Source organism: Pseudomonas sp. BYT-1 (assembly GCF_023611805.1).
Lineage (GTDB): Bacteria > Pseudomonadota > Gammaproteobacteria > Pseudomonadales > Pseudomonadaceae > Aquipseudomonas > Aquipseudomonas guariconensis.
The window spans coordinates 2,956,840-2,975,000 of sequence record NZ_CP072559.1; the positions used below are offsets into that span (position 1 = coordinate 2,956,840).

The 18,161-nt window shown below is 59.8% G+C and carries 20 protein-coding genes and 2 pseudogenes (1 of these 22 running past the window's edge); 11 read left to right on the forward strand and 11 right to left on the reverse strand.

Annotated elements, in window-relative coordinates:
* Window positions 1-11: 11 nt before the first annotated feature.
* The 5 genes from J5X93_RS13750 to J5X93_RS13770 all read left to right on the forward strand — a co-directional run bounded on the left by J5X93_RS13750 (window position 12) and on the right by J5X93_RS13770 (window position 3,162).
* On the forward strand, window positions 12-359 hold the full coding sequence (locus J5X93_RS13750; RefSeq protein WP_250033559.1) for a DUF3703 domain-containing protein: 348 nt from the start codon (window positions 12-14) through the stop codon (window positions 357-359).
* A complete protein-coding gene (gene lspA / locus J5X93_RS13755; protein WP_250033560.1) occupies window positions 356-868 on the forward strand; it encodes a signal peptidase II in 513 nt (170 codons plus the stop codon). The genes J5X93_RS13750 and lspA overlap by 4 nt, the downstream gene beginning before the upstream one ends.
* On the forward strand, window positions 865-1,605 hold the full coding sequence (locus J5X93_RS13760) for a helix-turn-helix transcriptional regulator (RefSeq protein ID WP_250033561.1): 741 nt from the start codon (window positions 865-867) through the stop codon (window positions 1,603-1,605). The genes lspA and J5X93_RS13760 overlap by 4 nt, the downstream gene beginning before the upstream one ends.
* Window positions 1,606-1,673: 68 nt before the next feature.
* On the forward strand, window positions 1,674-2,582 hold the full coding sequence (locus J5X93_RS13765; protein ID WP_250033563.1) for a sterol desaturase family protein: 909 nt from the start codon (window positions 1,674-1,676) through the stop codon (window positions 2,580-2,582).
* 163 nt (window positions 2,583-2,745) lie between these two features.
* Entirely contained in the window at window positions 2,746-3,162 is a 417-nt protein-coding gene (locus J5X93_RS13770; RefSeq protein ID WP_284454592.1) for a cytochrome P450, read from the forward strand.
* A gap of 157 nt (window positions 3,163-3,319) precedes the next feature.
* Here the strand turns inward: J5X93_RS13770 and J5X93_RS13775 are convergent, their stop codons facing one another.
* The 5 genes and pseudogenes from J5X93_RS13775 to J5X93_RS13795 all read right to left on the reverse strand — a co-directional run bounded on the left by J5X93_RS13775 (window position 3,320) and on the right by J5X93_RS13795 (window position 6,670).
* Window positions 3,320-3,904: a protein-disulfide reductase DsbD domain-containing protein gene (locus tag J5X93_RS13775; RefSeq protein WP_250033565.1), complete on the reverse strand. Its 585-nt coding sequence runs from the start codon at window positions 3,902-3,904 to the stop codon at window positions 3,320-3,322.
* Between the two features lie 16 nt (window positions 3,905-3,920).
* The gene (locus J5X93_RS13780; protein WP_250033566.1) at window positions 3,921-5,111 is read right to left on the reverse strand and encodes a protein-disulfide reductase DsbD family protein; all 1,191 of its coding nucleotides are present in this window, start codon (window positions 5,109-5,111) and stop codon (window positions 3,921-3,923) included.
* A gap of 209 nt (window positions 5,112-5,320) precedes the next feature.
* Window positions 5,321-5,554: pseudogene (locus J5X93_RS13785) on the reverse strand (isoprenylcysteine carboxylmethyltransferase family protein); the annotation flags it as partial.
* Between the two features lie 4 nt (window positions 5,555-5,558).
* Window positions 5,559-6,239: a DsbA family protein gene (locus J5X93_RS13790; protein WP_250033568.1), complete on the reverse strand. Its 681-nt coding sequence runs from the start codon at window positions 6,237-6,239 to the stop codon at window positions 5,559-5,561.
* On the reverse strand, window positions 6,236-6,670 hold the full coding sequence (locus tag J5X93_RS13795; protein ID WP_250033570.1) for a disulfide bond formation protein B: 435 nt from the start codon (window positions 6,668-6,670) through the stop codon (window positions 6,236-6,238). Before J5X93_RS13795 ends, J5X93_RS13790 begins: the two co-directional genes overlap by 4 nt.
* A gap of 206 nt (window positions 6,671-6,876) precedes the next feature.
* Here J5X93_RS13795 and J5X93_RS13800 point away from each other — a divergent pair, with 206 nt between their 5' ends.
* Window positions 6,877-7,836 carry an arsenic resistance protein gene (locus tag J5X93_RS13800; protein ID WP_250033571.1) on the forward strand — a complete coding sequence of 320 codons (960 nt, stop codon included), beginning with the start codon at window positions 6,877-6,879 and terminating at the stop codon, window positions 7,834-7,836.
* Between the two features lie 25 nt (window positions 7,837-7,861).
* Here the strand turns inward: J5X93_RS13800 and tnpC are convergent, their stop codons facing one another.
* Window positions 7,862-8,224: a Tn3 family transposase post-transcriptional regulator TnpC gene (gene tnpC, locus J5X93_RS13805; RefSeq protein ID WP_250033574.1), complete on the reverse strand. Its 363-nt coding sequence runs from the start codon at window positions 8,222-8,224 to the stop codon at window positions 7,862-7,864.
* The gene (locus J5X93_RS13810) at window positions 8,221-11,235 is read right to left on the reverse strand and encodes a Tn3 family transposase (RefSeq protein ID WP_250033579.1); all 3,015 of its coding nucleotides are present in this window, start codon (window positions 11,233-11,235) and stop codon (window positions 8,221-8,223) included. The genes tnpC and J5X93_RS13810 overlap by 4 nt, the downstream gene beginning before the upstream one ends.
* A gap of 135 nt (window positions 11,236-11,370) precedes the next feature.
* On the opposite strand from J5X93_RS13810, the pseudogene J5X93_RS13815 reads away from it, so the two are divergent.
* From J5X93_RS13815 to J5X93_RS13825, 3 genes and pseudogenes are all read left to right on the forward strand, one after another.
* A pseudogene (locus tag J5X93_RS13815) lies at window positions 11,371-11,988 on the forward strand (ABC transporter ATP-binding protein); the annotation flags it as partial.
* Window positions 11,985-12,953 carry an ABC transporter substrate-binding protein gene (locus tag J5X93_RS13820; RefSeq protein WP_182943208.1) on the forward strand — a complete coding sequence of 323 codons (969 nt, stop codon included), beginning with the start codon at window positions 11,985-11,987 and terminating at the stop codon, window positions 12,951-12,953. The pseudogene J5X93_RS13815 and the gene J5X93_RS13820, both read left to right, overlap by 4 nt.
* Window positions 12,953-13,975 (forward strand): FecCD family ABC transporter permease, encoded by a 1,023-nt coding sequence (locus J5X93_RS13825; protein ID WP_182943206.1) that lies wholly within the window; start codon window positions 12,953-12,955, stop codon window positions 13,973-13,975. Before J5X93_RS13820 ends, J5X93_RS13825 begins: the two co-directional genes overlap by 1 nt.
* Before the next feature lie 2 nt (window positions 13,976-13,977).
* Here J5X93_RS13825 and J5X93_RS13830 read toward each other — a convergent pair whose 3' ends face one another.
* Complete coding sequence (locus tag J5X93_RS13830; RefSeq protein ID WP_043210605.1) at window positions 13,978-14,442, reverse strand: sterol desaturase family protein; 465 nt, start codon at window positions 14,440-14,442, stop codon at window positions 13,978-13,980.
* 132 nt (window positions 14,443-14,574) lie between these two features.
* Here J5X93_RS13830 and J5X93_RS13835 point away from each other — a divergent pair, with 132 nt between their 5' ends.
* Window positions 14,575-15,081, forward strand: a complete 507-nt coding sequence (locus tag J5X93_RS13835; protein WP_182943204.1) for a GNAT family N-acetyltransferase — start codon at window positions 14,575-14,577, stop codon at window positions 15,079-15,081.
* Here the strand turns inward: J5X93_RS13835 and J5X93_RS13840 are convergent.
* From J5X93_RS13840 to J5X93_RS13850, 3 genes are read right to left on the reverse strand one after another with little or no spacing between them, the layout of a single operon-like run.
* Entirely contained in the window at window positions 15,067-16,629 is a 1,563-nt protein-coding gene (locus J5X93_RS13840; RefSeq protein WP_102082040.1) for a sensor domain-containing diguanylate cyclase, read from the reverse strand. The genes J5X93_RS13835 and J5X93_RS13840 overlap by 15 nt on opposite strands.
* Window positions 16,630-16,672: 43 nt before the next feature.
* Window positions 16,673-17,467, reverse strand: a complete 795-nt coding sequence (gene xth, locus J5X93_RS13845) for an exodeoxyribonuclease III (RefSeq protein ID WP_043210542.1) — start codon at window positions 17,465-17,467, stop codon at window positions 16,673-16,675.
* A complete protein-coding gene (locus J5X93_RS13850; protein WP_043210544.1) occupies window positions 17,464-17,706 on the reverse strand; it encodes a hypothetical protein in 243 nt (80 codons plus the stop codon). The genes xth and J5X93_RS13850 overlap by 4 nt, the downstream gene beginning before the upstream one ends.
* A 167-nt stretch (window positions 17,707-17,873) precedes the next feature.
* Here J5X93_RS13850 and J5X93_RS13855 point away from each other — a divergent pair, with 167 nt between their 5' ends.
* Window positions 17,874-18,161, forward strand: partial view of a DUF4142 domain-containing protein gene (locus tag J5X93_RS13855; RefSeq protein WP_102082041.1) — the 5' portion only. Its footprint extends 213 nt past the window's final position; the window shows 288 of its 501 coding nt (coding positions 1-288); its start codon is at window positions 17,874-17,876; its stop codon lies beyond the right edge, outside the window.

Genomic DNA, 18,161 nt, shown 5'->3' on the forward strand with positions numbered 1-18,161 from the left:
GTGAGAACCAGATGAATACCGCTCTCCGCATTACCATCGATGAGGCCTTCTTCCGAGCTAGGAAAGCACTCAATGAAGAGGCACCAACCGAGGCTTTCTCCTGGCTGGAGCGAGCCCACATATTGAGCCAGCGAATGCCTATTCTTCATGCTCAGAGCCATTGGCTGATGCTGAGGGCCGGCTGGCAGTTGCGCGACTTTCGGGAGGTGCTCAGCCAAGTACCGCGAATCATGGCGGCCCTGCTGTTCTCGAAGATCTGGGTGCCGCCCGGAAACAGCGGGCGCCCCAGGGTCAGTGCTTTTGCGCCGATGCCCATCTCACCGGAGTTGCAGCGACTTCTTCAAGGAGAGACGCGATGAGCTCTTCGCCGAAAAGGTCACCTTTCGTTGCTCCCTGGCTCTGGTGGACGCTATCGTTGGCCGTTGCCTCGGCCGACCAAGTGTTCAAGAGCGCAGTTGCGGGCTCACTCTCGGTTGGCACCGTGATTCCTCTCACCCCGTTCTTCAATCTGGTTCATTTCTGGAATACCGGTGCAGCGTTCAGCTTCCTGGCTGACGCGGGCGGTTGGCAGCGTTACTTCTTCATCGTCATAGCTCTGGTCGTTTCGATGGTGCTGGCTCTGATATTGCGTAAACCCAGAGCCAACAGCGAAGCCCTGGGCTATAGCCTTATCTTGGGCGGGGCAGTTGGGAATCTGATCGATCGCGCATTTCGAGGCCATGTAATCGACTACCTGGATTTTTACTGGCAGTCCTGGCATTGGCCTGCGTTTAACCTGGCGGATATTGGTATCGTCGGTGGCGCCGCCATGTTGATCCTGAGCAGTTTGCTGAACCCAAATGCGGAAGCCGGCCGAGCCAGAGAATGAAAGGCTCGCCTTCAACGGATACGGTGCGCTGGGCAGGCCATGCCTGGGTGGGGCCCGGCATCGGCATCTTTCATGGTCGTGCCGGCCACCAGGATTGGCACCACCATCAGGCGCATCAGACTTCAGTTGGCCTCGATTCACCTGTATCGGTTGAAACCCCGTTGGGCATTCAAACAGGGGCAGCCATCTTCATCCCCGCCGGATTGCAGCATCAGCTCAGCGCCAACCGAGTGCTATCGATCTATCTGGATGCGCTATCCGATGAGGCGCGTGCTTTGTGTGGCACCGAAGGGGTGATTGTGATCGCCCCGACGGACGTGGTGGCGATTATCGACGTGCTGCGCGAGACAGGACACACCGCTCTCCAGGTTAGGGCGGGGGTGCGCCAGGCACTGCGGCTACCCGATCCACCGATTCCAGATCCTCGCTTGACCAAGGTGACTGAGGCGCTGCATAGAGGCCAAATGGGGCGCGAAGAAATGGCCGCGTTGGTGCATTTATCCCCTACACGGTTTTCCCATTGGTTCGTGGAACAGACAGGCTTGCCGCTGCGCAGCTATGCGAAATGGTTACGTCTCACACAAGCCCTACAGCATCTAGCCAAAGGGGGGCTGCTGACCGAAGCGGCTCATGAGGCGGGCTTTTCTGACTCGGCGCATTTCTCCCGGACATTCCGGACGCTGCTGGGCATCGATCCCTCATCTGCCCTGGCTGAAGTCCATCTTCAGGAATCGTAGCTCTTTCGTTCAAGTCAAAAACGGACCTCCCCACATACAGTCATGACTCCCTACTCAGGAGCTGAGCGATGCCTATTTCCCTGCGATTCGCCATACGGTGGCTGAGCTATCCACTTGTGTTTGGCGGCTGTGTCGCCTTCATGATCTGGGCGCTGTATGCAGGAGTACCGTATTGGCCCGCCACACCCATAGTCGCCGCGGCGGGGCTGCTACTCATTGCTGGCTTGGAGCGCATCCAGCCTTTTCGGCGGGCCTGGCTGGAAGATCATCAGGACACCCTGACTGATCTGCTGCACATGCTGGTAAACCTGTCTGTCATCCAATTCACTGCGGAATTCCTGGCCAAGGTAGGCGATGCGGTACCGGCTTCGGTTCGGCTCTTTCCGATCGAGAGCCCATTGTGGTTGCAATTGCTACTAGTCGCCGCCGTGCTCGATTTGAGCCTGTATGTGATGCACCGCATCAGCCACCGGGTGCATTGGTTGTGGCGCTTTCACATGATCCATCACAGCGCTGAGCGGCTCTACTGGATGAACGGAGAACGCCGACATCCTCTGCATGCGGCGTTGATGGCCGGGCCGGGGCTAGTGGTTTTGCTCATATCTGGGGCTCCGTCTGCCGTAGTCGCAACGTGGTTCGGCATCCTGACCGTCCATCTGGCCTTTCAGCATTCGAACCTGGACTACAGCGTGGGTTGGCTGCGGCATGTGCTCGGGGTTGCTGAGGTCCATCGTTGGCACCATAAGCGCGACTTCGAAGACGCTCAGGTCAACTTCGGTGAGTTTTCAACTGTGTGGGATCGGATGTTCGGAACCTTCTACGACAGCGCCGGGAAGCTGGGCGAAGCTGAGGTTGGGTTGCATGAAAAGGACTACCCCAGAGATTATTTTGGGCAATTTATTGATCCTCTTCGTCCAACATCTGCTTACCCGGGCGGTCACAATTCTTCAGAGCAGGATGAAAGCCGCAACACGTAGCTAGAACGGGTGGAGTCTCAACGGGAGAACAAGCGATGCCATACATACCGCGTGACACCGGATTGGACAGTACTTGGGCCTTCTTGCGAGACCCTTACCGATTTATCTCCACGCGCAGTTTAGAAACCTGCAGTCGGGAGATGAAAGAGATATAGATTGCTTTGTGCAGGAAGTACGGCGTTTCTATCCCTTCTTCCCAGCGGTGAGCGCTCGCGTGAGAGAAGATTTTCTATGGGAAGGATATGCCTTTCATAGGGGCACCCCAGTTCTGCTGGATTTATACGGAACCAATCACGACTCCCTCCTCTGGGAAGACGCAGATGACTTCAAGCCTGAGCGTTTTCGATCCAACTCTCCGTCGCCATACTGCTTCATCCCGCAAGGACCAGGCGACCCGCATGTTAACCATCGCTGTCCAGGAGAAGGCGTTGCCGTCGCCTTGATGAGCGTTGCTGCCCGTTTTCTGGCTCGCACGCTCCAATATGAGGTTCCCGAACAAGATCTATCAATCACCTGGGACCGATTGCCGGCACTACCCCGAAGCCACTTCGTCATGCGGAATGTGCGTATTACAATGTGATTTTGCCTGTTTACGGATGCGAGTCTCGTCCATCTCCAGATATGAACGGTGGGGCATGGCGTTGAGCTGCCCAGAGCAACCACGGCAATCGGAAATACTCTGAATAAGCTGTTCACAGTCATTTCCCAATTGAGTCATTTCCGAGGGGCGTTCTGCCTTATTGTCGCTTGGTATCGTCCAGATTCAGCGCAACGGGCAGGTCAGCCGGTGCCAGACAAACGCCCTCGTCACTGCAGGCCTGCACCCGTACAATCATTTCGAGCCTGCCTACCTTTTCCAGCACGGCGGTCTGTTTTTCGTCGGGCCGCAGCCGAATACTTGCACCATCGTCATACACCTCAAGGGCGGTGCCACCCAGCACAATGTCACTGACCCGGCCACGCGGGTACTGCGTCGGGATTTCAAGCGCCTGTCCGCTGACTGACGAACTGACGACGGTGGGAATCAGGAACTCCATGGAGGCCGGGTTTGCATTCACGTGCCAGCCCGGTTCAATGTTCAGTGTTAAAACGAAATCACCCGTCTTTCCCGCCAGTGCTGCGGCGCCTTCCGCAAGAGTGAGGCGGACCTTATCAGCGGATTTTGCCAACCCTGTTCGGGCCGGAACCGGGACTTCAAGACCTGCTCGTTCAGTCTGGGCAGCGTCGAGGTTGTTTCCGTTGGTGTCGATCAAGATGAACGCAGCGATCGCGATCAGAAAAACCACTACTCCGACCAGCAATCCTTTGTGTCGAATCACCATGATTCATCTCCAGTATCTAAGGTTGCAGGTTTCCGGTGCGACTGATGGCTTCGACCAAGCTGTCGGTGTCAAAAAGCCCCGTGAAACGGGCGATAACGGTGCCATCACCGTCAATAACCACTGCGAAGGGTAAGGCCTGCCCACCGGTCGCAGTTAATAGCGCATCTTTTTCCGGGTTGCTCGCTGTCACGTCAACTTGTATAGGCACCATCTTAGTGCGCCGCACGGCTTTGGCCACGGAGGGCTCCTGGTAGACCGTGCGCTCAAGTATCTTGCAGTTGATGCACCAGTCGGCGGTGAACTCCAGCAAATAGGGTGTGCCCCGGGCTTTTGTCTCCGTCAGGAGTTTTGCCGAGTAGGGTTGCCAGACGAGTTCGTCTTCGCTGCTGCCCAGCGGGGATGCGAATTCCACAGTCATCGCAAGGGCAAGGCTTGCCGCCGTTGTGGTGATCACGCGCACGGTACCAGTACCCTGGACGAAACGGCGGGCACCCCAGGCCAGCACCAGTGCCAGCCAAGACCACCATAGCCAGGGATAAACCGATTTGGGCACCAGGCTCGCGCTGAAAAAGACGGCTGCGGCCAGCAAGACCAGCGCGAGCACTTCCCGAATGGCCAGGGTCCAGGGCCCCGCCTTGGGCAACCGGCTCAGCCACTCGGGTTTGAGCATCAATGCTGCGTAGGGCAGCGACAACCCCAGCCCGATACTGCCGAATATCCCCATAATTACCGGCGCCGGCTGGGTAACGGCAAAGGCTAGGACTCCGCCTAGGAAAGGACCCGCGCAGGGAGCGGCCAAAACCGCACTCAATAACCCCGACACGAATGCTTCAACGTAACGCCGGCCATGGGCTGAGGCGGCGAACGCCGGGATCGGGATGGGCAGATCCAGCCAGGTGACCACCGCAAACCCGACCATTAAGACAACAAGGACACCAACGAACACCTCCGACTGAAACAAAGTGCCCCAGCTCCACTGCAGAAGTGCGGTCAGTCCGCCCAGCGTCAGGAAAAACGCGAGTGTTCCTGCGGTGAACGCCAATGCGGCCAGCACGCGGTGCGATCGTTGGCTGCCCGCCTCTCGTAAGATGGTCCGAACCTTAATTGGAACCGCGGGCAAAACGCAGGGCGTCAGGTTGAGCAGCAAACCCGCCACTGTCGCCATTAAGAGCTGGCCGGCGATGAGTAAAGAGGGAATTTGATCCATCACTCAGCTATTCCCAACCCCTTCCCACGCTTCCTGACTGGAACCTCCGGTCTGACGCCGACATTGGTCGCTTGCATCCTTAAACAGCAGATTTTTTGAGTGCTCATATCTCTTCTCCATGTAGACGCCGCCCTTTGAGTTGCTGGCAAACGTCAGCTATTGGTACACCATTCGCTTCGTCGGTACCTTGTTGCTGGCCAACTTCCTGTTAATGCCGAAGCCTGCTGCGGCTGCAATGGATTGACCGTAGTGCATGCGCGACGAAACGACAGTACGCCGGAGAAGCACACGACGAGCCCCAGGAGCAGTACCGGCAAAGCGAAAGTCAGGCGCGCGATCCATGCCAGTTCAATGCCTGGCAATCTGGAGGCCGCCAAACTCATCAGCAGAGCAATCAGGCCCGCCACCAGCGGTGGTGGTATGCGGTTCTCCAGCGCGCTCATAGTGTCATTCCCGTGCCTTGGCCACTTCGCTGCTCACCAACTGGCGCAGCGGCTCGGGGCCGAACTCGCTGAGCGTCCGACCATTGACAAAAAAGGTCGGGGTGCCACGAATTCCAACGGCTTTGACGTCCTGCATGTCCGTTTCCAGCACGGCGTTGACGCCAGGTGCGTGCATATCCTGACGGGCCTGCTCAAGATTCAGACCGACGCGCTCGGCAGCAGCCCATGCCTGCGCCACCTTGGGGTCATCGTGCCAACCGGGCTGGGCCTCCAGCACAGCCTCTAGCACTTGTTCATGGAGATTTTGCTTGCGCGCCGCCTCAAGCATCCGCGCCACTTCTTCCGACCCCTGATGGAACAGTACATAGCGCAGCACCAGACGTACATCTTCCGGGTTCTCAGCGAGAATCTGTTTCACATGGGGATGGAAGGCGCGGCATGCCTCGCAGGAAGGATCGAAGAACTCCACGATGGTTACTGGCGCCTGCGCCGGGCCGAATACCGGCGAGTGGAAGCGGACCAGTTGGCCGCCGTTCTGTTTGGGTTGTGTCGCGGTCTCTTGGGCTGTCGAACCGGGAGCCTGAGCCTGTTGAGGCGACTGCGAGGGGGAATAGAAGAATGCGGCGGCAGCAAAGACGACCAGGGTCACGGCACTGATGATCAGGACCACGGAACGGCGATTCATGGAGTTGTTCTCCGACGGATGAGAATGAGCAAGACGGCGATCATGATAAAGGCGAACAGAGCGAGTGCCGGCAGGGGCACCACGCCGAAGAGTGTCATCCCGGCTCCCGAGCAGGATGGACCGGTGGCCGTGCAGGGCTGGATCGGCTGTGGAATCAGCCCGGCATAGAGCAGCGTATGAGCAAATGCCAGTGCCGCACCGATAACGCTCAACGGCAGGGCATAACGCCAGACTGTGAAATCCGTGCGGTAGCAGGCGATGGCCAGGATTACTGCCAGCGGAAACATGAAGGCGCGCTGGAACCAGCACAACACGCAGGGTGCCTGGCCCATCACCTCGCCAATGAACAGCGCGGACAGGGTCGATACCAGTGCAACTAGCCAGGTTAGCAGCAGCAGGCTCCAGGCCATGCTTGAAGGTTGGGCATTCATTTCGGTGAACTCTTGGGGATGGTAAGCACTTGCGGTAGAACCGCCATCCAGTTGATTCGGAACATCATACTTCCTTTATCGGCAAGGCTTCTTAGGAGCGTTGCAGGCTTTGCCCAACGGCAAGCAACTACGCAGCCAGAACGTTGGGTTAAATCCGATGCCCAGTGCGAGAATGTCGCCCTTAAGCAGCGAAGGAAGATATCAGGATGTCGCGGGACTGGCTGGAAGAACATCAGATAGCGCTGTATTTCGCGGCGGTGGTGGCCGCTGCCATTGCAGGTTTGAGCTCTGCGCAATTCACCTGGCTGGCAGGCATGGCCATCACACCGGCGATTGCCGTGCTGATGTATGCCATGTTTCTGCAGATCCCCTTTCTAGAGCTGCGGGAAGCTTTTGCCAACCGCCGCTTCGTCGGTGCCTTGTTGCTGAGCAACTTCTTGTTAGTGCCATTGATGGTGTGGCTGGTGACGTGGCCGCTCTCATCGAACAAGGCCTTGCTGGTCGGTGCGCTGCTTGTCCTGCTGACGCCTTGTATCGATTACGTGGTGGTCTTCACCCACCTGGGCAAAGGGGACTCCCGCCTGGTGCTCGCGGCGACGCCCTTGCTGCTGTTGCTCCAACTTCTGCTGCTGCCCCTTTACTTGCAGCTAATCCTCGGTTCCGAGGCCGGCACGGTGATCGAGCTGTGGCCCTTCGCAGAAGCCTTCTTGCTGCTGATCGTCCTACCCTTGGTAGCGGCCGTGCTCACCGAATTTGGCGGGCGTCGTTCCTTGCTGGTTCGCACATGGAGCGCGGGCTGGGCCTGGCTGCCGGTGCCAGCAATGGCCCTGGTTTTAACCGTGGTGGTGGGTTCGCAGATCGCGGCTGTCGTGTATGAACTCGACATCCTGGCACCGCTGCTTCCGGTATACGGAGCCTTCCTACTACTTGCTCCCGCCCTCGGCGTGCTCAGCTCCCGACTTTTTGGCTTGGACGCATCTGCGTCACGGGCAGTGGCTTTCAGCTCAGGCACTCGCAACTCGCTTGTAGTGCTTCCCCTGGCCCTGGCGCTCCCTGACTCCATTCGCGCGCTAGCGGCGGCGGCCGTGATCACTCAGACACTCGTAGAACTGATTGGTGAGTTGATCTACTTACGAGCGATTCCAGCCATGGTCAGAAATAGTTGAGCCTGGTCGAAATCGGCGAGAGCGCTCATGCCTCGTGCTGTGGAGAAAGATTGATCAGCGGCGCAATGATGAGCTGAGCGGAGCGAGCCCAAGAAACCAGCGCCTCAAGATCCATCTGGAGAGATTCGGCTTCAGCCCATACGCAGGCATTCTCGGTGGGAACCGCCGGAGCGGCGCCCTCAACAATTGTCAGAGCCATCGCATGCAACTTCAGCAGTTCATCACGCACGGCGATAATTCCCCCTAGCTCAGCCAGACAGGCGTCCAGACGATCGACCAGACGGAGCAGTTGGGACGTGTCGAAGCTGTCGCGCAGCCGCTCCAACGCTGCAGCATCAACTTCGCCATATGGTGTGACGCAAAAAGATGCGGGTGGAATGCCGATCATGTGGCTTTCTCAGTATCGGCCTGGCGGGTCGTATTGACTCGCAGCGAGCCCGCAGCTTGTTGAAATACCGAATCCTTGATCCAGGGTTCCGGTGGCCGGTTGAGCTTGAGGTTGAACTCGCCGAAGCGCTTGACGTTGCTGGTCAGGTAGGGGCTGAGGAACGACACATCCTCATCGGTGAACTGCCAGCCCTCGCGGGCTAGTTTCTGCAGGATGCGCATCATGTCCACAGTGTTCTGCAGGATCACCGACGAGGCCACCATGTCGTTGTAGCGCAGACGTTTCTGCTGCTCGTCCGGATCGTTCTCGGCGATTACGTCGCCGCCGAAGGACAACCACTTGGAGAATCCGTTGTAGGACTCGATCTTGTTGGTGTTCGCGGTGACCTCCTGGCGCAACTCGCGACTGCCGATCCAGTTGAGCAGGAAGATTGTGCGGATCACGCTGCCCAGTGCCTGTGCCGCATGGTAGAGCTTGTTGCGCCGGCTGTAAGAACCGAGTTTTCGCAGCAGCATAGGTGAGGATATTTTGCCGGCCTGGATCGACAATGCGACCTGCATCAGATCCTGCCAGTGGGTTTCGATCAGGTTCCAGTCGGCAGTGTCGGTGAACAGGCGGTTGATATGCTTGTACGAAGTGCCGCGATCCGGCCGGCACATCACCAGGTCGCGCCAGTTGCGAATACGTGGCATCAGGTTGATGCCCAGCAGATAGGTGAAGGCAAAGACCGTCGCTGATTGCCCCTGAGTATCGGAATACACAGTGTCAGCCTCGACACTGAGATCAGCCTTTAGCAGCCCCTCAATTACGTAAATCGCCTCCCAGATACCAGGTGGAATGAAGTGCTGGAACACCGCGATGTAGTTGTTGGCCACGTGCCGATAGGCCACGGCCCCCATCTTGCGATAGCGGAAGTGGTAGCCGGCCAGCAGGTTGTCATCATAGAAGTCGAACTGCGTGCCGTCCGCAGCCACCGCCTTGCCATCGCCCCAGAGCTTGGGCAGATCAAGTTGAAGGTAGAGTTCCACCAGCTCGCGGTTGGCCTTGTCCAGTTTTTCCAGCGAGAGGTGGCGGCGATTCGTATAGGACAGCATGTGTGGCGTGACATTACCCGCCAGATGCCGTGCAGCCTGGCTAGGGCCTAGGTTGCAGCCCATGGCAAAGATGGTCATCAGGTAGCGCTCGGCCGGCTCTTTAAGCTTCGGCTCGTTACCGGACATGGGACCGAAATGCCGAGTGAACTGAATCCAATGCTCGATGTTAGCCATAATGTCGAGCACATGCCTGGCCGGCATGCGCTGCATAAGCGCCGTCTGTAGCGAGATGGCCGAAGGTGGGATGTCCCGCGCCGTTACTCGGCGCAACACCGGTTCTCCAGCTTCGTTAACCGATACATCCCCTCGGCAAGAAGGGAATTTCTCGTCCAGTTGTTGCGCGGTTTCCTCCAACTGGGTCTTGAGGGAGGCAACAAACTCCTTCGCTGTGCCAGGCAGCCCCATCTTTTCGCAGTAGGCCGGTAGTCGCTGGAGACATTCTTCCCAGGGCAGCAAGTGCTTGCGATAGTCGGCGAAGGATTCCGATCCTTGTACGCACATGTCGCCGGATCGCAGCTCGCTGGCCAGGTAGGAGAAAACGCAAACCTCCAGATAACGCCGGTTGGTCGGTGGCCCCTCACTGGAAGGACGACGAACGACCTTGACCCAGCGCTCAGACGCAAACGATAAATCGACGTGCTCGTCGATCCATTCGCGGTGTAGATTCTCGCTGTCCTGGATCAGTTGAAGTGCTTGAATCAGCGACCGATCCTGAGTCGTGGGCTCCAGTTGGAGAAGGTGACTGAGACGGAACAACAGCGAGCGATGGGACCTGAAGTGCTTCCAGATCAGCGGCAGGTAGTTATTACCGCCGGTAGCTTGGACTTCGGCGCAAGTCTCACGCAACCGATCCAGATTGCCATCGGGGGAGAGGTATTCCCGAATCAGGCTGCCAGCCTCATGGTCATCCGGCTCTTGAACCAGAATTTGCACCACGCCGTCCAGGGTCGCCGCCAACTGCTCCAGCTTCTGGCGTTGACGCGCCTGGATTTGCTCCAACTCCTCCTTCGCGCGTTTATGGATCGTCGAAATCCGCCGGATGAACATCTCGGCAAGGTGATCTCGAGTTCGCACCCGCATCCGATAGATCAAGGCCAGCATCAGCGTGTAGCGTTTTGGCAGCGAGCAATCCTTCAGCTCGGAGACGTCCGACGCCGCGGCTTGGGCGGCGAAGTGACGGATCTTGGTGTCGACTATCCCTTCAAAAATGGCTCCCAGATCCCCGAAGCTCTCTAACCAAGCTAGATGATCGATTAGCACCTCCAAGTGCTTGCGGGATGGCTTTTTGGGCGCCTGTTTCAGCGCATTGAAATCGCTCTGGCGTCGCCCGAAATCAGTGTCGAGCAGATCCTTTAGCTTGTGGATCACCTCGATTGGCGTTCTGGTTACCACCAGGTTGAATATTGCCTCTTGGGATTCGGCATGAATCCGCTCAGCGAGATCATTCAGGGTCGAGTACGCAGGGAGCTCATAATCCTGGCGGATCAGTTCTTCAATCACGGAGTTGATGATGTCGGCACGCTGATCAAGCACGAATGACATTGCTTTGGCATGCCGCTCGGCGAGCTCGTTAGCATCAGATCCGTAGAATGCAGTCACACCGAGGCTAGCTCGGATCGCGTTCATGTGACGATATTGCTGAAACCACTTGTATTCCGCGAATTTCACCTTGCTGCGCTGACCCAACTCTCCGCGAATGAATGCCACCAGTTGATCAGGCACGTCGGTGATATCAGGGAAATATCGAAGTACCTGAAAGGTCTTCAGAAGTACGGCGAGGTTGAGGTGAAAGGGGGCCTTGGACTTGCTTCGTACCCACTTAATCTCATCATCTGAGAAGGAGAAATCACGCTGCAGCTCAGCTTTCGAATACGTCTTTGCCAGAGTGGGGTACGCCGTGCGCTCTAGTGAAGCCATAGGACCTCCTTTTCTGAGGAATCAGAAAAGATAGTCCACAATCACGGGCGGTGCGGGCGAATTATAAAAGCCAAAACTATCAATTACTTACGAGAGAAGTGAGTGAATTTTCCCTTTATCTCGGCATGACCCCCCTATCGCTTTACCCGACCCGATGGCGGGCGCGTGCTGCTGGAAAACGAAGACATCTGGCAACAGTCCCCACGCTGGGTCGCCCAGCGCGTGGCAGTGATGCTGCAGGAGTTTCCCGAAGATTTCGGCCTGAGTGTGCGCGACGTGGTCGCCATGGGCCGAACCCCGCACCAAGGTTGGTTCGACAGCCATGACGACCAGGCATTGATCGATGCCTGCCTGCAGCGACTAGGCCTGCATGCCCGAGCCGACCAGGGCTTTGCGCCGCTGTCCGGCGGTGAGAAGCAACGTGTATTGCTGGCTCGGGCACTGGTGCAGCAACCGCGTTTGTTGATCCTGGACGAGCCGACCAATCATCTCGACCCACGTTACCAACTGGCCTTGCTCGAACGCCTGCGTGGGACTGGTCTAGGCCTGTTGGCGAGTTTCCACGACCTGAACCTGGCCGCAGCCTTCTGCGATCGCCTGTATGTCCTCGATGCAGGTCGCATCGTCGCGCAAGGGACACCGGAGCAAGTGCTGACCGAGCACCGCCTGGCGCAAGTCTTTGGTGTTCGCGCCCTGGTCGATCGCCACCCGTTGGCGCCCCACCCACGTATTACCTGGATCACCCCCGCATGAAGCGACGCCTGACTCATCTGGCCCTGCTCGCCGCACTGCCCTTCGCAGCCTGGGCTGACAGTTACCCCGTCACCGTGCGCAGTTGCGAGCGCGACATCACCTTCACCCAAGCGCCCCAGCGGGCTGTGAGTCACGACATCAACCTCACCGGGATGCTGCTGGCACTGGGGCTGCGCGAGCGGATGGTCGGCTACAGCGGTGTCAGCGGTTGGAAGACCCTCGACCCGTCCCTGCGTGAGGCCTTGACCGGCCTTCCTGAACTTGCACCGCGCTATCCGTCGCCGGAGAACCTCCTTGATGCCCAGGCCGACTTTCTGTTCGCTGGCTGGGGTTACGGCATGAACGTGGGCGGCCCGCTGACGCCGCAGACCCTCGCACCGCTGGGCATCCCCGTGTATGAGTTGAGCGAATCCTGCTCATGGATCATGCCCCGGCGCCAGGCAAGCCTGGAGGACCTGTACCAGGACCTGCTCAACCTGGGGCGCATCTTCGACGTTCAACCGCGGGCCAACGTGCTTGTAGAGCATCTGCAGCAGCGCGTTGCGCAGGTCCACGCGCAACTGGCCCCAGTGCAACACAAACCCCGCGTCTTTCTCTACGACAGCGGCGAAGACCGCCCCACCACTTCTGGCCGACTCGGCATGCCCCAGGCACTGTTTGAGGCCGCTGGTGCCGACAACGTAATGGCCGACGTGAATGCCAGCTGGACCCAGGTCAATTGGGAGAGCGTCGTGGCGCGGGATCCGGAAGTGATCGTCATCGTTGACTACGGGCCGACGAGTTGGGCGCAAAAACGCGATTTCCTGCTCAATCACCCCGCCTTGAGCGAGGTAAAGGCCATCCGCGAGCGCCGCTTCGTAGTGCTGTCGTACCTGCAGGTCACCCCATCGGTGGACAACGCAAGTGCCATCGAGCAATTGGCTGCGGCCCTGCATCCGCAACTGTTCGCCAAGGCAACGCACTGATGCCGGTTCGTAGCCCAGGGGGCTATCGCCTGCTGATGTCGCTGCTGCTGATCGGTGTGCTGTTCTCTTGCCTGCTGTCCCTGGGCTTTGGCGCGGCCCATGTGCCGCTGGCGAAGGTCACGGGCATCACGCTGTATCAGTTGGGTATGACCGATATGGGCGACTGGAGCCGGGGGCAGGCGCAAATCGTCTGGCAGATCCGCGCCCCACGGGTACTGCTCGGGGCCTTGGTGGGGGCAGGCCTGGCCCTGGTTGGTGGTGCCTTGCAGGCCGTCACCCGCAATCCGTTGGCCGACCCGCACCTGCTGGGCGTCAGCTCTGGTGCGGTACTCGGAGCGGTGCTGGTGGTGCTGTTCTTCGGCACCTTTGCAGGCCCCTTCAGCCTACCCCTGGCAGCCTTCGTCGGCGCCTTGGGCAGCATGTTGCTGGTTCTGGCAGTGGCTAGCCGGCGCGGTCGACTGGACAGCGACAGGCTACTGCTGGCCGGGGTGGCTGTGTCGTTTGTGGTCATGGCGCTGGCCAACCTGCTGCTGTACACCGGCGACACTCATGCAGCCAGCTCGGTGATGTTCTGGATGCTCGGTGGCCTGGGCTTGGCACAGTGGCCGCTGCTTTGGCTGCCGGCGATCTGCGTGTTGGCTGGGTTTGTGCTGCTGATGAGCCTGGCCCGGGCATTGAACGGGTTGATGAGCGGTGAACAGACTGCCGTCAGCCTTGGCTTCGAGCCGCGCCGTGTGCGAGCTCAAGTGTTCGTTGGCTGTGCCCTGCTGACGGGAGTGCTGGTATCGCTTTCCGGCGCCATCGGTTTCGTCGGCCTGATGCTGCCCCACGTCGCCCGTCGCCTGGTCGGTGCCGAGCACCGTCGACTGCTGCCTGCCTGCGCCCTGCTCGGCGCGTTGTTCGTGGTGTGGGTGGATATCGGTGCGCGCACACTCATCGCGCCTCAGGACCTGCCCATCGGTATTGCCACGGCCGCCATCGGCGGGCTGTTCTTCATCGTCCTGCTGCGCCGCAAGGCCTGAACCTAGCGATGTTTGCGGGCCTGCACCTGGCGCTTGAGTACACGCAAGGGTGGCGCGTAGAAGAATCCGAACGACACGCTTCCCTTGCGTCCAGGCATCGCATGGTGCAGTCGATGCGCCCGATACAGGCGCTTGAGGTAGCGGTTCACAGGTTTGGGCGCGCAAGGCCAGTGACGATGAAAGAGCCCATCGTGGGCCAGCACATACAACACGCCATACCCCGCCACACCGCCGCCAACCCACTGCAGCGGCGCGTAGCCCGCCTTGCCCAGCGCCACCAGGCCCGCTGCGACCAGCGCCAGGGCCACCAGGTAGACATCGTTGGTCTCCAGCATGCCCAGGTGCGGCTCATGGTGCGATCGGTGCAGCCACCAGCCCCAGCCATGCATGATGTACTTGTGAGCCAGCGTGCCGACGCCCTCCATGGCCACTAGCGTGCCGAACAGGATGGCGAGATTGAACAACATGTAACAGTCCGAGATGAGCAACGAGGTGGGCAAGGTTACCATTGCCGGCCCTCCCTTCGGAGGTTTTTCCATGAAGCTTGTGTCGGCCTGACAGACACTTTCAGCCGACTCTTTTTCGCCAAGGACAGCCCTATGCCTATCCGTCTCACACACTGCCACGACCTCGCCCAGCTCGCAGCGGTCGAACGCTCCGCTGCTCAATCCTTCAAGCGCTTGCCTGAACTGGCCTGGCTGGCACAAGCCGATGTGCTGGAAGACGCCACGCATCAGTGCTGCATCGCGCAGCAGGCCAGTTGGGTCGCGGTGGACGAGCAAGATGTGCCGATCGGGTTCATCTGTGCGCAAACCACCGCCAGCGAGTTGCACATTCTGGAGCTCTCGGTACAAGAGCACGCCCAAGGCAAAGGGCTGGGCCGCCGCTTGTTGCAGACGGCTGTCGAGGCTGCTCGCAGCCGTGGATTGCAAGGTGTCACGCTGACTACCTTCACTGATGTACCGTGGAATGCGCCGTTCTACGCCCGCCAGGGGTTCACCATCCTGGAGCCTGCGCAGTTGGATGAACGCTTGCGGGGCATATTGCGCAGTGAACAGGCCTATGGCCTGTCCGGGCGTTGCGCCATGCGGTTAGCAATTGGCTAGCGCACTGCTCGCCAGGCTGTAGCGGTCACGCCCTTGGCGCTTGGCCTCATACAGGGCGGCGTCGGCGGCGGCTGTCAGGCTCTCTGGTGTGATCGCCTCCGCCCCCGGAGAGCCCACTGCGATTCCGGCGCTGGCCGATACCTGCCCCAAGGGGCTGCCAGCATGCTCGATCACCTGCCGACGCAGCAGCATGAGTATCTCCTGCACGATCGCCACCGCACCTTGGGCGTCGGTGTTGGGCAGCAACAGCGTGAACTCTTCGCCGCCGTAGCGCACCGCCAGGTCGCCAGGGCGCTTCAATGCGTGGCCCAGCAACTCGCCAACGCGCCGCAGGCATTGGTCACCCGCCAGATGGCCGTAGCGGTCGTTATAGGCCTTGAAGTAGTCCAGGTCGATCATCACCAGGGCCAAGGGATAGGCCTGACGCCGGGCTCGACGGATCTCCGCCTCGAACACCCCATCCAACCGACGGCGGTTGCCAAGGCCGGTCAGGCTATCGGTCAGGGCCAAGGATTTGAGCGTCTGATGCGCCTGGTGCAGTGCGCGCTCGATGGCAATGCGCTCGCGCAGCTGGCGCAGCACCACCCAGCCGAAGGCCGCGAGTCCCGACAGCAACAGCAATAACACCGCGGCCGACTTGAGCATGTCGTGGCGCCAAGGCGCGATGATCGACTCACGCGACAGTCCAGCCTCGACCACCAATGGATAATTGGCCAACGCCCGGTAGGCATACAGACGCGGCGTGCCGTCGACCACCGCGACGGCTTCCACCACACCCTGGTCGGCGTAAGGCAGGTGGTTGCGAAAGATCTCGCTGTCGGCCAGGCTGCGCCCCACCACCTGCTCCACGAAGGGCCGGCGCACGAGAATGGTGCCATCGCGCATGGCCAGCACGAGCGCACCGCGTTCGTCTATCTTGAAGTCGCCGTAATAGCGCACGAACCAATCTACCTTGATCGAACCCAGCAGCACGCCGGCGAAGCTGCCGTCGGGGTTGTTCAGCCGCCGTGAGATCGGAATGATCAGATCACCTGTGGAACGACTGCGCACCACCGAGCCTACGCGCACGCCTCGGTCGGCGTGGGTGCGGTGATAGATGAAGTAATCGCGGTCAGCATTGTTGGCCCGCGGGGCGATGGTCGGTTGATCGGTGACGATCCAGCGCCCATCGGCGCCGTAGACGAACAACCCATGCAGTTGCGGCATGATCGCTTTTTGTTGCCTGAGCAGCGCATGCAGCCGAGGCCGGTCCAGGTGGTCGAAGCCATCACCCTCGATGCGCTCGGCCAGTGCGGCCGTAATCGCATCGACTTGGCGAATGGCATCTTCGGCATGCTGGGCTGTCGCCCGGGCCAGGTTGGTTACCGCATCTTCGGCGTTGAGGAAGGCATGCCGATAGTCGCGCCAGATCCGCCAGCCTTCGATCAGCACGAAGGCCAGCATCACGACCGCCATGAAGCTCAGTACCAGGCGGAACAAGGCAACGGCGCGGCCCTCGCCAGTCACGGCGAACGGTCCCTCCTCGTCCTGCCTCCTGCTTGCTGCCATTACAGTCCCTTGTGTCCAGCACCCTACCGCCCTTGACTATAGATCAGTGACGCGGGGGTGCGGACAGCTCGATCCAGGCCGGCGCATGGTCGCTGGCCTTCGGTTCGTTGCGCACCCAGGCGTGAACACCGGCGGCCAGGAGCCGCGCAGAAAGCGCTGGGCTGAGCAACAGGTGATCGATGCGCAGGCCCGCATTGCGGGGCCAGTGATTACGAAAGTAATCCCAGAACGTGAAAACCTGCGCATCAGGATGCAACTGGCGGATCGCATCGCTCCAGCCTTGTTCGAGCAGGCGTTGGTAGCACGCCCGGGATTCAGGCTGGAGCAACGCGTCCTTGAGCCAGGAGCGGGTGTTGTAGATGTCCTGGTCGGTGGGCACCACATTGAAGTCCCCCGCCAATACTGTCGGGTGGCCGCTGTCGAGCAGCGTTCTGGCGTGGCCGATCAGGCACTCGAACCAGCGCAGTTTGTAGTCGAACTTGGGGCCCGGCTGAGGGTTGCCATTGGGCAGATAAAGGCAGGCGATCAGGACGCCATGCACTGCGGCTTCCAGGTAACGGCTCTGGCTGTCGTCGTCCATGCCTGGCAGACCTCGGCGCACTTCGAGCGGTTCGCTGCCTCGGGCCAGGATGGCCACGCCGTTCCACGACGCTTGCCCGTGGTACAGGCAGCCATAGCCCGCCGCCTCCAGCGCCTCGCGCGGAAAGTCCTTGTCTGCAGCCTTGAGTTCCTGAAGGCAGGCCACATCCGGCTGCTCGCGCTCGAGCCAGGCCAGCAATCCTGGCAGGCGGCTGCGGATACCATTGATATTGAACGTGGCAATTTTCAATGTCTTCATGCGTCAGGGTCGTCCACATGGGCCTGCACGGCTTCCTCGAGGGCGCGCACATGGGCCTGGTCGGCCAGGGCTTTGAGCGCCAGCCAGTCGTCCCAGTCGATCGCGCCGTCGTCACGCAGCGCCTCGGCGGTACGCACCAGCTCATGATGGTAGGCGTCTGGCGATTCGCGCCGATAGCTCGCGTCATCGTACTGGGCGTACCAGGCCTCAAGCTCCGGAATGCTACGTTCGATGCTCATGGACCGCTCCTCGATGCAACCTTTGAATCTCTGAGCCTCGTCTTGCCCCAATGTTCAAACCAATGACCGTTGGTGCCGCCACGGCACAGAAAAATCAAACCTTTGCCCATAGGCTGCGCTCAACCATAAGCGACACTGAGGTCGCGCCAATGGATAAGGAGTGACACATGAGCAATCTGTTCCTCAAGCGCGTCGGGTTGACCGTCGCACTCGGCATGGCGTCGATGCACGTGCTGGCCGCCAGCTCCAATGACTTTGTCGACGATGCGACCGAAGCCGGCATCGCCGAAGTCGTGGCCGGCAACCTGGCCCAAGAAAAAAGCAAAAGCCCTGAGATCAAGGCCTTCGCCCAGCAGATGGTCACCGACCACACTAAAGCCAACCAGAAGCTCGGCGACATCGCCCGCTCCCTGGACCTGAGCACACCGGATGAAGCCGCGCTGACCGACAAGGTC

Coding starts and splice junctions, on each gene's coding strand:
- J5X93_RS13750 (WP_250033559.1), top strand. CDS start 12: ATGAATACCGCTCTCCGCATTACCATCGATGAGGCCTTCTTCCGAGCT.
- lspA (WP_250033560.1), top strand. CDS start 356: ATGAGCTCTTCGCCGAAAAGGTCACCTTTCGTTGCTCCCTGGCTCTGG.
- J5X93_RS13760 (WP_250033561.1), top strand. CDS start 865: ATGAAAGGCTCGCCTTCAACGGATACGGTGCGCTGGGCAGGCCATGCC.
- J5X93_RS13765 (WP_250033563.1), top strand. CDS start 1,674: ATGCCTATTTCCCTGCGATTCGCCATACGGTGGCTGAGCTATCCACTT.
- J5X93_RS13775 (WP_250033565.1), bottom strand. CDS start 3,904: ATGGTGATTCGACACAAAGGATTGCTGGTCGGAGTAGTGGTTTTTCTG.
- J5X93_RS13780 (WP_250033566.1), bottom strand. CDS start 5,111: ATGGATCAAATTCCCTCTTTACTCATCGCCGGCCAGCTCTTAATGGCG.
- J5X93_RS13790 (WP_250033568.1), bottom strand. CDS start 6,239: ATGAATCGCCGTTCCGTGGTCCTGATCATCAGTGCCGTGACCCTGGTC.
- J5X93_RS13795 (WP_250033570.1), bottom strand. CDS start 6,670: ATGAATGCCCAACCTTCAAGCATGGCCTGGAGCCTGCTGCTGCTAACC.
- J5X93_RS13800 (WP_250033571.1), top strand. CDS start 6,877: ATGTCGCGGGACTGGCTGGAAGAACATCAGATAGCGCTGTATTTCGCG.
- tnpC (WP_250033574.1), bottom strand. CDS start 8,224: ATGATCGGCATTCCACCCGCATCTTTTTGCGTCACACCATATGGCGAA.
- J5X93_RS13810 (WP_250033579.1), bottom strand. CDS start 11,235: ATGGCTTCACTAGAGCGCACGGCGTACCCCACTCTGGCAAAGACGTAT.
- J5X93_RS13820 (WP_182943208.1), top strand. CDS start 11,985: ATGAAGCGACGCCTGACTCATCTGGCCCTGCTCGCCGCACTGCCCTTC.
- J5X93_RS13825 (WP_182943206.1), top strand. CDS start 12,953: ATGCCGGTTCGTAGCCCAGGGGGCTATCGCCTGCTGATGTCGCTGCTG.
- J5X93_RS13830 (WP_043210605.1), bottom strand. CDS start 14,442: ATGTTGTTCAATCTCGCCATCCTGTTCGGCACGCTAGTGGCCATGGAG.
- J5X93_RS13835 (WP_182943204.1), top strand. CDS start 14,575: ATGCCTATCCGTCTCACACACTGCCACGACCTCGCCCAGCTCGCAGCG.
- J5X93_RS13840 (WP_102082040.1), bottom strand. CDS start 16,629: ATGGCAGCAAGCAGGAGGCAGGACGAGGAGGGACCGTTCGCCGTGACT.
- xth (WP_043210542.1), bottom strand. CDS start 17,467: ATGAAGACATTGAAAATTGCCACGTTCAATATCAATGGTATCCGCAGC.
- J5X93_RS13850 (WP_043210544.1), bottom strand. CDS start 17,706: ATGAGCATCGAACGTAGCATTCCGGAGCTTGAGGCCTGGTACGCCCAG.